Genomic DNA, 13,515 nt, shown 5'->3' with positions numbered 1-13,515 from the left:
ATCATGCAGAGTTTTGATTGGGCCGACCCGTTCCTGCTCGACGCGCAGCTCGACGAGGACGAGAGGATGATCCGCGATTCGGCGCAGGCCTATGCCCAGGACCGCCTCGCGCCGCGCGCGATCGATGCCTTTGCCCAGGAAACCACGGACCCTGAAATCTTCCGCGAAATGGGCGCGCTCGGCCTGCTCGGCCCGACCATTCCCGAGGTCTATGGCGGGGTCGGCGCATCCTATGTCGCGTACGGTCTTGTCGCGCGCGAGGTCGAGCGAGTCGATTCGGGCTATCGTTCGATGATGAGCGTGCAGTCGAGCCTGGTGATGTACCCGATCTATGCGTTCGGCTCGGAAGAGCAGAAGATGCGCTATCTCCCCCGGCTGGCGAGCGGCGAATATATCGGCTGCTTCGGCCTGACCGAGCCCGATGCGGGCTCCGACCCCGGCGGAATGCGCACCCGCGCTACCAAGATCGATGGCGGCTATCGCATCAGCGGCGCCAAGACCTGGATTTCCAATGCGCCGCTGGCCGATGTCTTCGTCGTGTGGGCCAAGTCGGACGCGCACAATGGCGCGATCCGGGGTTTCGTGCTCGAAAAGGGGATGGACGGCCTGTCCGCTCCCAAGATCGAGGGCAAGCTCAGCCTGCGCACCTCGATCACCGGGATGATCCTGATGGATGAGGTCGAGGTGCCTGATTCCGCGCTGCTGCCCCATGTCGAGGGTCTCAAGGGGCCGTTCTCGTGCCTCAATCGCGCACGCTACGGCATTAGCTGGGGCGCGATCGGCGCGGCAGAATTCTGCTTCCACACCGCGCGGCAATATGGTCTCGATCGGCACCAGTTCGGGCGCCCGCTGGCGGCTACCCAGCTGTTCCAGAACAAGCTCGCCAACATGGAAACCGATATCGCGCTCGCGCTGCAGGCATCCTTGCGCGTCGGCCGTTTGATCGATTCAGACCAGTTTGCGCCCGAGATGATCTCGATCGTCAAGCGCAACAATGTCGACAAGGCGCTGGGAATTGCGCGGATGGCGCGCGACATGCTGGGCGGCAACGGCATAAGCGGCGAATATCAGGTGATGCGCCACGCGATGAACCTGGAGACGGTGAACACCTATGAAGGCACGTACGACGTCCATGCGCTGATCCTGGGCCGCGCGATCACGGGCATTCCTGCCTTCTGATCGCGCGGGCCGGCGCGGCTATTTGACCAGCAGGATACGGCTGTTGGCGGGATAGGCCCATTCCAGCCCGCGTTCGGTCACCACGCCATTATCCTCGAGCGGGATCTTGATCTTTCGCGTCCCCCATTCCGGCACCGGGGTGTAGAGGAACAGCTCGATCGACAGGAAATTGCTGGGCTGAAGCGTATAGGTCATCCGCAGCGGGTTGAAGTCCGCCATTGATGGCCCCGAACCATGCCCGAGATCGCCGACCGAATGGCTGCCGATGACGACATCGGACACCTTGGGATCGGCAACAGGGTCATCATAGCGGCCGAGTGCCAGCCCCGGCGTCTGCGCAACCCGGCTGTTCACCGCGGCGAGCGCATCGCCCGCGGTGATCCCCGGCTTGATCACATCGAGGATCATCCGCCGGATCTCGAGCGCCTTGTCAAACGCGCGCTGCACTCCGGGTGGTGGCGCATTCTCGCCCGCCTTCAGCACATAGGCCATGCGCTTCATGTCGGTATAGGCGGTCAGGAAGTTCACCCCCCAATCCATGGTGATGAGGTCGCCACGCTGGATCACATGATCGCCCGACACCGGGCCGCGCGGACCGGGGCCCAGAATGTAGATACTGGGAATGCCGAAGCTGTTGCCGAGCCCTTCCTTGTGCAGCTGCTCCATCATCCACCAGGCGACATCGCCGGTGGTCGTCTTGCCCGGGGTGATGACCTCGCTCGACAGCGCGCGCTCGGCAATCGTGCGCGAATATTCACCCGCGCGGGCAAAAGCCGCGATCTCGGTGGCGCTGTGGCGCGAGCGGAAATCGGAGACGAGCTTTTCGGCGGACACCAGTCGCGCCGACAGATCGGGGCCCAGCGTCTCCCGCAGCCTTTCGTGCAGCGAATGGCTCAGGCCATCGGCGGTACCGATCTCGCTGGCGATGTTGATGCCGATGCGCCTGGGGTTTCGCTGCGCAACATAGGCCTTGAGTTCGGCAGGCGATTTCCTGACATCGTACAGCGGGCACTGATCGAAAGCGGCGCCGCCAACCCCCATCGCCGCGCGTTCGATGCGCCCCTCTCCGGGATCGGCGAAGACATAATAGCCGATATCGCCGACATAGCCGTCGCCCAGAAGCGCGGCGTTGGGGTCGTCATGCCCCTCGCGCGAGGCGACGATCCACATATCGATACCGTTCTCGCGCATCGCTTGCGGCAGGATCAGGTCGAGCTTGTCCTTGCGAATCTGGCACATCTGCTCCCAACGCTGCCGCGCTTCCTGCGCAATGACGGGGGTGGTGCTTGCCAGAACCAAAGATGCCACCGCCAGCATCCGCAACCCGATACGATCCTTCATCCTGAACCACTCCTTGTTCACGCATCGCCCTGCCCTGCAGGTTGCGCAGCAGACAATCGCGCAATACATCCAACTTCACACGATTTTTGTCAATTTGATTGCGTGGAGCATGACTACGGTGGGCCGATAAGACCGGCGCATTCCCCGCCGTCACGGCATTGTCGTACCGGCTTTCATCTGCTCCAGCCCAACCGAACCGCTTGACTGGCTGGCCCGGGACGGTAGCGGGCTCGCACACAATCAATCGCCGCATCTGTCCATTTTCAATCGTTCGAAAGCGATAACTCAGTGCAAATACATATGTATTCGGCTAATTCGGCTGACATGAACGGTGCACAGCGATGGAACCGCTTGATCAGTTGGGGCTTTTGAGAAACACATGAACGCAAGGTCGAAGACAGCATCGACACAGAAGGAAGGGGAGAACGTGGAAGATCGCGGTGACTATGACCCGAGCAGTCCGACATTCCGCCTGGAAAACTCGCCATTTTACCTGATGGCGCATGCCGATTTCAAATATCACGAAGACATGGACAAGGTGCTGCACAAGCACGGTGTTTCCAAACCGATCTATCGTGTGATGACGGTGCTGCGCGAACATCAGCCGGCGAGTATTGGAACGATTGCCGAGGCGGCGCTGACCAAGCGCTCCACCATCAGCCGGATCATCGACCGGATGATCGAGCAGGGGCTGGTCTCGACCGAATCCAATCCGGAAGACAACCGCATCACAGAGGTAACGCTGACCCCTTCGGGACAGCAGACGCTGCGCAAGCTGACGCCGATCGTCGGACGCCAGTTCTCGCGCGCGATGGTCGGGATCAGCAACCGCGATATCTCGCACCTGCTGCGCACGCTGAAGAAGATCAGCGACAACCTCAGCAAGCTGCCGATCGAATAGCCTCAGCGCTCAGCGCGGCAGCTGTTCGACCACCAGCCTGCCGTCCGCGAGCACATAGCGCACATCGCGCAGATTGCCGAGCGAGGCCAGCGGGTTGGCGCCGAGCACCAGGATGTCGGCGATCTTCCCAGGCTCGATCGTCCCGAGCTTGTCGCCCATCCGCATGATCTGCGCGCCGACCCGGGTAGCCGACGCCAGCACATCGGCGTTGCTCATCCCGGCCTGGCTCAGATAATCGAGCTCGCGAAAATACGCGTCGGGATATCGGGTCTCATTCTCGAACGGGATGTCGGTGCCCACGCCGATCGGCACTCCGGCGCGGTAGGCCTGCGCCACCTTGCCCAGATGCTCCTGCTGGTCGATCACGAAGCGGCGCGAATGCGTGTGATAGAACCCGCCGGTGGGTATGCCTGCGGTCGGATAGCCGCCGGTCAGCAGGTTGTCGAAGGCACCGATCGTCGGCACGAACGCGGTGCCGTGCTTCTTCATCAGCGCAACCGCCTGATCGCTCATCGCCAGCGGATGTTCGAGCGTGTCGACCCCGGCCTCGATCGCCCAGTCGGTATACTGGCCATAGCTGTCGATCGCCACGGGGACACCCAGCGAGTGGGCCTCCTCGATTGCGGCCACGATCTCCTCCCGGTCGGCAGGCGCGCCCAGCTTGACCCAATCGGCCAGCCCGCGAACTTGGCGGCGAACCGCGGTGCGCCACTCCCAGGGGCCGTTGAACCCCTTGCTCGGACCACCCATTGCGGGCTTCTGCCGTCCCGTCGCGGTCGAGGTCACTTCGTCGCCATGCCCTCCGGTGGTGGCGATGATGCTGCCGCTCCACAGCACCCGCGGCCCGCGGATGATGCCGCGATCGACTGCCTCCTTGATGCGCAGCGCGACATCGTCGACCGTCCCGACATCGCGCGCGGCGGTGATCCCGGCTCCGATCAGCTGCTCGGCCAGCGCCACGCCGCGGATCGCCGCCCCCGCAGGGCTGTCCGAATATCTGCCGAAATCGTGGCAGCGCTGCTGGGTGAAGTGGATGTGCAAATCGATCAGGCCGGGCATGATGAAAAGCCCGGTCGCATCGATGATCCGCGCGGCCCCCACAGGCACCGAGACCGATCCGGCCGGGCCGGCCGCGATGATCCGGTCGCCTTGTGTCACCACCACCGCGTTGGCGATTGGCGCACCGCCACGCCCGTCGATCAGCGTTCCGCCTGTCATCACGACGATCGGCTCGTTGCTGCGATCCACCGGCGGGATCGGCAGGCGCCGCGCGTCATCGGTGGTCTCGGGGATCGGAGCAGGCGCGGCAAGGCCGGGCGCAGGCACCACCGCCACCGACAGCATCAGGCCGAGCGAGACGCTCCGTGCCCTGCGCACGAGCCGCACCGGACGACGACGGGAAATTCTGGCCATGGCAACCTCCGAGGGAAATGTGAAAATACATATGAATTAAAGCGCGATTGGCTTGACGATACAAGCTGGATTTGCTTCCTTGCGTCATTCAGGCCGTCAGGCAGATGCTGGCGGCAGCGGGAGCCGAGGTGGAACTGGCACGACCACAGCCAAGTCTGGAAGCGGCACTGAACCAGGCGATGGGACTGGCGCGGTCGGGGCAGCTCGATCAGGCGGAAGCTGTTCTCGACCGTATCCTCACCGCGGCGCCGCGCCAGCCGGACGCGCTTCAGCTCAAGGGTATGGTCGCGCGCCAGCGCGGCGACCAGCAGGCCGCAGCCGATTGTTTTCGTCGCTCGCTTGCGGTCCAGCCAAATCAGCCGCACGTTCTCAACAATCTGGGCAACAGCCTGACCGCGCTGGGTGAGCACCCGGAAGCGGTGCGCGCCTATCAGCAGGCGATCTCGCTCAAGCCCGATTACGCCGATGCCCGGATCAACCTGGCACTGGCGCAGATAGCATCGGATAATCCGCGTCAGGCGGTCACAACCCTCGAACCACTGGTGCGCGCGCTACCGGTGAACGCCCGCGCATGGGCGGTGCTGGGTCAGGCCTACAGCGCGCTTGATGATTACACCCACGCGATCAAGGCCTATCGCGCCGCCTTGCAGCAGCACCCTGACCATGCGCCATGGCTGCACAATCTGGCAGTGGCTCTGCGGCTGGCGGGGCGCGCGCAAGAGGCGCTGCCGCTGCTGCAGACCTGCGCAGACAGGTCCCCGGGCGAAGCACGGATCCACTATAATCTGGGGCATTGCCTACAGGATCTGGGGCGGGCGGACGAGGCAGCCGGCGCCTATCGCCGCGCGCTTGCCCTCACGCCCACCGACGCAGCGGTCCATGATTCGCTCAGCCGCCTGCTGTGGCAGCAGGGCGATACGCTCGGCCACCTCTCCAGCTATCGCGAGGCGCTGGCGGCTGCTCCGGATGACCCCGCGCTGCTCGCTGGCCTTGCCAACCGGCTGACCTTGTCGGGTCGCCACGACGAGGCCGCTGCCTTGCTCGCGGGGCCTGCGGCGCGCGGGATCGGCGGGGCGGACCTGCATTATCGGCATGGCCAGGCGTGCTGGTCTGCAGGGAATGCCGACCAGGCGTTTGCGGCCTTCGACGCGGCGTTGGCGATCGATCCGGGCCATGCGCCCAGCCTGCGCGAATCCGCGCGATGCCTGATCATCGCCGACCGGCTGGCACCCGCGGCCGACCGGCTGGCGCGGCGCCTCGATGATGATCCGTTCGACCAGCAGGCGCTTGCGCTGCAGGGGCTTTCTTGGCGGCTGACTGGTGACCCAAGGGCCGCATGGCTGATCGATCCCGCGCTGATCGGCGCGATACGGCTCATCCCCCCATCGGGCGATGGCGCCGCATTCAACCGCGATCTCGACCGGGCGCTGGACGCGCTGCACACCAGCCGCCAGCATCCGCTCGAACAGACCCTGCGCGGCGGCACCCAGACCACCGACGATCTGTTCAGCCGCGATCTACCCGAACTGCTGGCGGTGCGCGCGATGATCGAGGCCGCGATCGCTCGCCATGTCGCCGCGCTGCCCGACGACCCTTCGCACCCGTTCCTGGCGCGCAAGTCTGAAGGCTTCAGGTTTTCCGGGTCATGGTCGGTCCGGCTGGCGAGCGGCGGCCATCACACCAACCATATCCACCCGGAAGGCTGGATCAGCGCGGTCTATTATGTCGCGGTGCCCGATGCTGTCGGCGATGGGCAAAGCGGCTGGCTGAAGTTAGGCGAGACCGGGCTGCAGCTGGGCGCGCGCGAGCAGATGCTGCACAGCATCCGCCCCGAGCCGGGCCTGCTGGTGCTGTTTCCATCCTATTTCTACCACGGAACCGTTCCGTTTGCCGATGCCGCTCACCGCACCACCATCGCCTTCGATGTCGTTCCGGCGCGCTGAAGCACGCTACGAATAATACTTGCATATGCAAGTTTATAAGTTACCATCCAAGTTCGGGAACAAGGGGATCAGCATGTCACACGCCATTCTTGAGCAGCTCGCAACCGCCGTCGCTTCGGGCACCATCCGCACCGTCGACCTCACACAGACGCTGTCGTCGGATACGCCCACTTTGGTGCTTCCCCCCGAGTTCGGCCAGTGCGCCGCGTTCAGCCAGGAAGAGATCTCGCGCTATGACGAGCGCGGCGTCGCCTGGTACTGGAACAACTTCACCGTCAGCGAGCACACCGGCACGCACTTCGATGCGCCGGTGCACTGGATCACTGGCAAGGACCGCGCCAACAACGCGGTGGATACCGTGCCGCCCGCCGATTTCATCGCGCCTGCCGTGGTGATCGACATATCGCAGCAGTGCGCCGCCGACCCCGATTACCTGCTCACCGTCGCCGATATCGCGGCGTGGGAGGCCGAGCATGGCCGCATTCCTCCGCGCAGCTGGATCATGCTGCGCACCGATTGGTCCAAGCGCGATGTCGATGCCTATACCAACCGCCGCGAAGATGGCGCGCACACGCCGGGGCCATCGGCACAAGCGGTGAAATTCCTGGTCGATGAGCGCGATGCGCATGGCCTCGGCGTCGAGACCATCGGCACCGATGCCGGCCAGGCCCATCTCCTCGAACCCGCTTACCCTGCGCACACCTTGTTCCACGCCGCCGGGCGCTATGGCCTGCAGTGCCTCGAGAACCTCGACCAGTTGCCGCCGACCGGCGCCGTGATCTTCTCCGCGCCGCTCAAGATCAAGGGCGGCTCGGGCAGTCCGCTGCGCGTCCTCGCGCTCGTGGGCGAGTGACGCTGCATGGCCGAACGCTCCTTCAAGGCTGAAGTCGAACGACTCAAGATCGGCGATGGCGAAGTCTTCGAGGGCGAAGGCATCCTGGCCGTCACCAAGGCGTTGCTGCAATCGGGCGTCGCCTATGTCGGCGGCTATCAGGGCTCGCCGATCAGCCATCTGATGGATGTGTTCGCCGATGCGAGCGAGCTGATGGCGGGGCTCGGCGTGCATTTCGAAAGCTCGGCAAGCGAGGCGACAGCGGCCGCGATGCTGGCGGCTTCGGTCAACTATCCTTTGCGCGGTGCGGTCGCCTGGAAATCGGTGGTCGGCACCAACGTGGCCTCCGATGCCCTCTCCAACGTCGCCTCGGGCGGGGTCACCGGCGGCGCGCTGATCATCGTGGGCGAGGATTATGGCGAGGGCTCCTCGATCATGCAGGAGCGCACGCATGCCTTCGCGATGAAGTCGCAAATGTGGCTGATCGATCCGCGACCCAGCCTGCCGGTGCTGGTCGACATGGTCGAACAGGGATTTGCGCTGTCCGAAGCCTCGAACACGCCCGTCATGCTCGAGCTGAGGGTGCGCGCGTGCCACATGACCGGCAGCTTTGTCGCGCGCGACAACCGGCGTCCGCCGCTTACGGTGGCGCAAGCAGCGCAGTCGCCCAACCGCGACACCAGTCGCATCGTGCTGCCCCCCGCCAATTTCCTGCACGAGGTCGAGAAGATCGAAAAGCGTTGGCCGGCAGGGATAAAGTATGTCCAGGACCACCGGCTCAACGAGCATTTCGGGACCGAGCAGGACGACATCGGCATCATTGTGCAGGGCGGGCTGTTCAACTCGCTCAACCGCGCGCTAGAGCTGATCGGGCTGTCTGACGCCTATGGCAACGCCAAGTTGCCGGTCTATGTGCTGAACGTCACCTATCCGCTGATCCCCGACGAGGTACAAGCGTTCTGTGCCGGCAAGCGCGCGGTGCTGATCGTCGAGGAAGGCCAGCCCGAATTCATTGAGCATGAGCTCAACACGCTTGTCCGCCGCGCGAACCTCGACACGCGGATCGCGGGCAAAGACATGCTGCCGCGCTCGGGCGAGTACACCGCCGATGTGATCAGACAGGGCGTCGCGAAGTTCCTGCGCGCGCATGCGCCGGAGCGGGCGCCGGTGGAGGTTGCCGCCGAGGCCCCCGCCCTGCCCCCGACCGCCGTTCCGCAACGCCCCGCAGGCTTTTGCACCGGCTGTCCCGAACGCCCGATCTTCTCCGCGATGAAGCTGGTGCAGAAGGATATCGGCGAACTGCACGTCTCGGCCGATATCGGCTGCCACCTGTTCTCGATCCTTCCCCCGTTCCACATCGGCAACACGACGATGGGCTATGGCCTTGGCACCGCAGGCGCTTCGGCGTTCAAGCCCGAGGGCAAGCGCGCGGTAGCGATCATGGGCGATGGCGGATTCTGGCACAATGGCCTGACATCGGGCATCGGCAATGCGGTGTTCAACCAGGACGACAACCTGACGATCATCGTCGACAACGGTTACTCCGCTGCGACCGGCGGGCAGGACATCCTCTCGTCCAAGGCCAAGACCCCGCAGCGCAGCACCAACAACCCGATCGAGAAGGCGGTGCGGGGCGTCGGCATCACCTGGGCGAAGACCCGGACGCGGACCTATGACGTCGCCGGCATGCGCGATGCGATCCGCGATGCGCTGACGTCGCCCGAAAAGGGCCCCAAGGTGCTGGTCGCGCAGTCCGAATGCCAGCTCAACCGCCAGCGCCGGATCAAGCCGCAGATCGCCAAAGCGATCAAGTCGGGCCAGCGCGTGGTGCGCGAACGCTTCGGCGTCGATCCCGACACCTGCACCGGCGATCACAGCTGCATCCGCCTGTCGGGCTGCCCCTCGCTCACCATCCGCGCCAACCCCGATCCGCTGCGCCAGGACCCTGTCGCGCATGTCGAGAACAGTTGCGTCGGCTGCGGGGTCTGCGGCGAGGTCAGCCATGCCGCGGTGCTCTGCCCGTCTTTCTACAAGGCCGAGGTGATCTCCAACCCCAACCGTGCCGATCGAATCCGCCAGCGCCTGCGTGGCTGGGTGATCGGTGCGCTGCAGCGCCGCTCGGCGCGCCAGATCGCTGCAAGGGCCTTTTGATGAGCACCTCCGGACGCATCTCGATCGCCATTCTCGGCCTTGGCGGCCAGGGCGGCGGCGTGCTCGCCGACTGGATCGTCCAGCTCGGCGCCAACAACGGATATGTGACGCAGGGCACCTCGGTCCCCGGCGTCGCGCAGCGCACGGGTGCCACGGTCTATTATGTCGAGATGATCCCCAGAGGCGGCCCGGCAACACCGCTGCTGGCGCTGATGCCGGTGCCGGGCGATGTCGACATCGTGGTCGCGTCCGAGCTGATGGAGGCCGGGCGCGCGATCCTGCGCGGGTTCGTCACCGATTCCACGGTGCTGATCGGATCGACCCACCGGGTCTACGCGATCGACGAGAAGTCCGCGATGGGCGATGGCCGGGCAAGTGGCGAGAAGATCATCCAGGCGGCGCAAACCCGCGCGGGGCGCTATATCGGCTTCGACATGGACGACGCTGCCGAGCGCGCGGGCAGCGTGATCAGTTCGGTGATGTTCGGCGCCTTGTGCGCCAGCGGCTCCCTGCCCTTTGCTCGCGACGCGTTCGAAGCCGCGATCGTGTCGGGCGGCAAGGCGGTGGATGCCAATCTGCGCGGTTTTGCTGCAGGCTTTGCTGCAGCATTGAGCAACCCCGAAGCCGGGATCGAGGCGCAGCATATCCCCGCTGCGTCGAGCGCTGCGGGCCGCGAACTGCAGTCCCGCATCCATGCTCGGCTGCCGCATGAAGCGCATTATTTCGCAATTGAGGGTGTTCGCCGTCTGATGGACTATCAGGATACGGCGTATGCGGACCTCTATCTCACCAGGCTGGAAAGCCTGGCCGGCAACGCGGATCTGATCGCGGAGGCAGCCCGCCATCTTGCCCTGTGGATGTCGTACGAGGATACGATCCGCGTTGCCGACCTCAAGATACGCGATACCCGTTTCGAGCGGGTGCGCGCGGACGTGAAGGCCGCGGACGATCAGATCGTCCAGCTGACCGAATACATGCACCCGCGCCTCGAAGAGGTCTGCGAGACGCTGCCCGCCGGGTTGGGCCGCGGCATCCTGGCGCGCCCCAGGCTGTCGGCGCTGCTCGGCCGGTTCTTCACCAAGGGGCGGCATGTCGAGACGACCAGCCTTCGCTGGTTCCTGACTTTGTCCATCCTCGCGTCCGGACGGCGCTGGCGGCGCAGCACGCTGCGCTACCAGACCGAACAGGCGCGTATCGACGCGTGGCTTGACCTCGTCCGGAGCGCCGAACCCGAGGCCGCGCTCGAGCTGGTCAAATGCCAGCGGCTGATCAAGGGCTATGGCGACACCTTCGAGCGCGGGCTGCACAATTTCACGCAGATCGTCGAACGCCATCGCGCAGGCGGCCTCACCGCGTCCGGGATCGCCCGGCTGCGCGAGGCGGCATTGGCCGATGAAAAGGGCGATGCGCTGCAGGCCGCGCTCGCCGGCTGACGATCAGCGCGGCGATTGCTGCTGCGCGATCCAGCCGTCGACCTTCTGCTCGAGCAAAGTCATCGGCAGCTGCCCCTGCGCCAGGATCAGATCGTGAAAGGCGCGGATGTCGAACCGATCGCCCAGCGCCTGCTCGGCGCGGCGGCGCAGTTCGATGATCTTGAGTTCACCCACCTTGTATGCCACTGCCCCTGCTGGCGCGCCGATATAGCGCGCAAGCTCGGTATCGATGTTGATGTCGGCAAGCGCGGTATTTTCCTCGAAGCACTTGCGCGCGCGGGCATAGTCCCAGCCCATCACATGGATGCCGGTATCCACCACCATTCGGCAGGCGCGCCACATCTCGGTCGAGAGGCTCCCGAAGCGCTCGTATGCATCGCGATACACCCCCATTTCGTGCCCCAGCCGCTCGGCATACAGCGCCCAGCCCTCGCGAAAGGCCAGCAGGTCGCGCGCTCGGCGGAACGAAGGAAGGTCCGGATTCTCGCTGTTAAGCGCACCGTGCGTATGATGCCCCGGGGCGGCTTCGTGCAGGCTGAGCGCGGGCACTTCGTAAAGCGGACGCTGGTCGAGATGCGAGGTGTTGACGACGAAGGTCCCGGCAAAGCCCTTGGCGAAGTCCCCGCCCCCGCCGCCGCGCGCGGTGGTATAACCCTCCTCCAGATCGCGCGGGACCGGGACGATGGTGAAGGGCTGGCGCGGCAGCACCGAGAAATAGCGCGGCAGCACGCCATCGATCCGCTTGGAGGCCGCAGCGTATTTCTCGATCAGCCCCTCGCGGCTGGTGGCATAGAAGCGCGGATCGGTGCGCAGGAAGTGCAGCCACTCGGCAAAGCTGCCAGCAAAGCCGGTCGATGCTATCACCGTGTCCATCTCGCCGCGAATGCGCTGCACTTCGGATAGGCCTAGCGCGTGGATCTGCTCGGCGGAAAGATCGGTGGTGGTGTAATAGCGCAGAAGAAAGTCGTAATAGGCCCTGCCCCCGGGCACCGCAGCAACGCCCAGATCGGCGCGCGCCTTCGAGCGATAGGTGCGGTCGATATAATCGAGCATCGCGCGCTGGGCGGGGCGGATCTCGCGCTCGATCACACTGTGCGCCTGTGCCATCGCATCGGGGTACGCCTTGAGCGGCACGAGCATCGGGTCTTCGGCCACCGGCACCGCAATCTGGTTCCGCAGCACCGCTGCCGCGACGTCGACCACCACCGCAGGATGCGTCCAGCCGGTCGCGACGCCGCGCTCGAGATTGGCGCGCTGCTGGTCGAAATAGCCGGAAATTCCGCGCATCCGCTCCACCCAGGCAAGCGCCTCGGCCTCGGTGCGCAGATCGAGCGAACGCGCCAGCGAATAGGGCGTGTTGTAGAAGCCCTCGTGCGCGACAAAGGCAAAGCGCCGCTCATCGAAATCGATACCCTCGATCCGCCAGCCGATCAGCTCGCGCAGATAATCGCGGTTGAGCCGGTCTTCGCCGGTCAGTGCCGTGCGATCGAGCGCATCGAGCGCAGCGGCGATCTGTACAAGGCCTGCGCGGCGCGATGCCATCGCGGCCGGGGTCTCATCGGGCCAGCCGGTGCGCGAGCGCGACGGATCGGACCGGCCCGCCTCCATCGGATACTCGGCCGAGAAACGCTCATAGTCGGCGACGAGATCGGGAAAGGTCGGCGGCGTGGCGGCTGCGAGCAGCAATGCTGCGCCGGCCAGTGCCAGCGATCGCACCGGGCGGCCGAGATAGCCTGCAAATTGTCCTGTCATCACGCGACGCCTTTCGTTGAAGATACGGCCGGGGCGATGCTCACGCGCTGGCGGATTGAACTGCCGCGATTTTCGGCTAAACCGCGCTGATGGACGCCTTCATGTCGGGAAACCCCGGCGATTCCGCATTCCGGGTGAAAAGATACCCGTTCTATCTGCTCAACCGGCTGGTGAGCCGGTACAACAGCATCATCGACCAGCGGCTGCGCGCGATCGGCCTCGATATCCCGAGCTGGCGCGTGCTGATGATTCTGGGCGAGCGCTCGCCGCGCGGCGCCCGCGAGATTGCCGAAGCTGCAGTGATCAACCTCTCGACGATGACCCGCATCATCCAGCGCATGTCCGCCGCCGGGCTTGTGACAACCGCGGCCAGCCAGGACGATGCCCGCGTCACGCTGGTGGCGCTGGCGCCATTGGGCGAAAGCCAGCTCGCTCAGGCGCGCCAGGCGACCGCGCCGGTCTATGCCCATCTGATCGAAGGGCTCGACCCGCAGGACTTCGAAAAGCTGATCGTGCTGCTGGACAGTCTTCACGACAACCTCGAACCGCTTGCGCCCAAGGCCGGGTAGG

At 65.1% G+C, this 13,515-nt stretch carries 10 protein-coding genes; 7 read left to right on the top strand and 3 right to left on the bottom strand.

Annotated elements, in window-relative coordinates; translation table 11 throughout:
- Positions 1-3 precede the first annotated feature (3 nt).
- On the top strand, positions 4-1,179 hold the full coding sequence (locus B5J99_RS12445) for an acyl-CoA dehydrogenase (protein WP_117352548.1): 1,176 nt from the start codon (positions 4-6) through the stop codon (positions 1,177-1,179).
- Positions 1,180-1,197: 18 nt separating this feature from the next.
- Here B5J99_RS12445 and B5J99_RS12440 read toward each other — a convergent pair whose 3' ends face one another.
- Positions 1,198-2,520 carry a M24 family metallopeptidase gene (locus B5J99_RS12440; RefSeq protein ID WP_211337821.1) on the bottom strand — a complete coding sequence of 441 codons (1,323 nt, stop codon included), beginning with the start codon at positions 2,518-2,520 and terminating at the stop codon, positions 1,198-1,200.
- A 427-nt stretch (positions 2,521-2,947) separates the two neighbouring features.
- On the opposite strand from B5J99_RS12440, the gene B5J99_RS12435 reads away from it, so the two are divergent.
- Positions 2,948-3,421, top strand: a complete 474-nt coding sequence (locus B5J99_RS12435; protein ID WP_162892589.1) for a MarR family winged helix-turn-helix transcriptional regulator — start codon at positions 2,948-2,950, stop codon at positions 3,419-3,421.
- Between the two features lie 9 nt (positions 3,422-3,430).
- Here the strand turns inward: B5J99_RS12435 and B5J99_RS12430 are convergent, their stop codons facing one another.
- Complete coding sequence (locus B5J99_RS12430) at positions 3,431-4,834, bottom strand: amidohydrolase family protein (RefSeq protein WP_117352546.1); 1,404 nt, start codon at positions 4,832-4,834, stop codon at positions 3,431-3,433.
- 104 nt (positions 4,835-4,938) lie between these two features.
- Between B5J99_RS12430 and B5J99_RS12425 the strand changes: the two genes are divergently transcribed.
- The 4 genes from B5J99_RS12425 (at position 4,939) to B5J99_RS12410 (ending at position 11,193) form a co-directional block, all read left to right on the top strand.
- Positions 4,939-6,777 (top strand): tetratricopeptide repeat protein, encoded by a 1,839-nt coding sequence (locus B5J99_RS12425; protein ID WP_117352545.1) that lies wholly within the window; start codon positions 4,939-4,941, stop codon positions 6,775-6,777.
- Positions 6,778-6,850: 73 nt separating this feature from the next.
- Entirely contained in the window at positions 6,851-7,630 is a 780-nt protein-coding gene (locus B5J99_RS12420; RefSeq protein ID WP_117352544.1) for a cyclase family protein, read from the top strand.
- 6 nt (positions 7,631-7,636) lie between these two features.
- Positions 7,637-9,760 (top strand): ferredoxin family protein, encoded by a 2,124-nt coding sequence (locus B5J99_RS12415; protein WP_054133102.1) that lies wholly within the window; start codon positions 7,637-7,639, stop codon positions 9,758-9,760.
- The gene (locus B5J99_RS12410) at positions 9,760-11,193 is read left to right on the top strand and encodes an indolepyruvate oxidoreductase subunit beta family protein (RefSeq protein WP_117352543.1); all 1,434 of its coding nucleotides are present in this window, start codon (positions 9,760-9,762) and stop codon (positions 11,191-11,193) included. Before B5J99_RS12415 ends, B5J99_RS12410 begins: the two co-directional genes overlap by 1 nt.
- Before the next feature lie 3 nt (positions 11,194-11,196).
- Here B5J99_RS12410 and B5J99_RS12405 read toward each other — a convergent pair whose 3' ends face one another.
- On the bottom strand, positions 11,197-12,945 hold the full coding sequence (locus tag B5J99_RS12405; protein WP_117352542.1) for a DUF885 domain-containing protein: 1,749 nt from the start codon (positions 12,943-12,945) through the stop codon (positions 11,197-11,199).
- 101 nt (positions 12,946-13,046) lie between these two features.
- Here B5J99_RS12405 and B5J99_RS12400 point away from each other — a divergent pair, with 101 nt between their 5' ends.
- Positions 13,047-13,514, top strand: a complete 468-nt coding sequence (locus B5J99_RS12400; RefSeq protein WP_231683601.1) for a MarR family winged helix-turn-helix transcriptional regulator — start codon at positions 13,047-13,049, stop codon at positions 13,512-13,514.
- The last annotated feature ends 1 nt before the right edge of the window (position 13,515 follow it).

This window comes from Blastomonas fulva (assembly GCF_003431825.1).
Taxonomy (GTDB): Bacteria; Pseudomonadota; Alphaproteobacteria; order Sphingomonadales; family Sphingomonadaceae; genus Blastomonas; species Blastomonas fulva.
Note: the sequence above shows the minus strand (reverse complement) of the source record. Positions and strands in the feature narration are given on the sequence as shown.

What these genes read in the sequence shown, in the direction of transcription:
- B5J99_RS12445 (WP_117352548.1), top strand. Translation starts at nt 4, where the DNA reads ATGCAGAGTTTTGATTGGGCCGACCCGTTCCTGCTCGACGCGCAGCTC.
- B5J99_RS12440 (WP_211337821.1), bottom strand. Translation starts at nt 2,520, where the DNA reads ATGAAGGATCGTATCGGGTTGCGGATGCTGGCGGTGGCATCTTTGGTT.
- B5J99_RS12430 (WP_117352546.1), bottom strand. Translation starts at nt 4,834, where the DNA reads ATGGCCAGAATTTCCCGTCGTCGTCCGGTGCGGCTCGTGCGCAGGGCA.
- B5J99_RS12425 (WP_117352545.1), top strand. Translation starts at nt 4,939, where the DNA reads ATGCTGGCGGCAGCGGGAGCCGAGGTGGAACTGGCACGACCACAGCCA.
- B5J99_RS12420 (WP_117352544.1), top strand. Translation starts at nt 6,851, where the DNA reads ATGTCACACGCCATTCTTGAGCAGCTCGCAACCGCCGTCGCTTCGGGC.
- B5J99_RS12415 (WP_054133102.1), top strand. Translation starts at nt 7,637, where the DNA reads ATGGCCGAACGCTCCTTCAAGGCTGAAGTCGAACGACTCAAGATCGGC.
- B5J99_RS12410 (WP_117352543.1), top strand. Translation starts at nt 9,760, where the DNA reads ATGAGCACCTCCGGACGCATCTCGATCGCCATTCTCGGCCTTGGCGGC.
- B5J99_RS12405 (WP_117352542.1), bottom strand. Translation starts at nt 12,945, where the DNA reads ATGACAGGACAATTTGCAGGCTATCTCGGCCGCCCGGTGCGATCGCTG.
- B5J99_RS12400 (WP_231683601.1), top strand. Translation starts at nt 13,047, where the DNA reads ATGTCGGGAAACCCCGGCGATTCCGCATTCCGGGTGAAAAGATACCCG.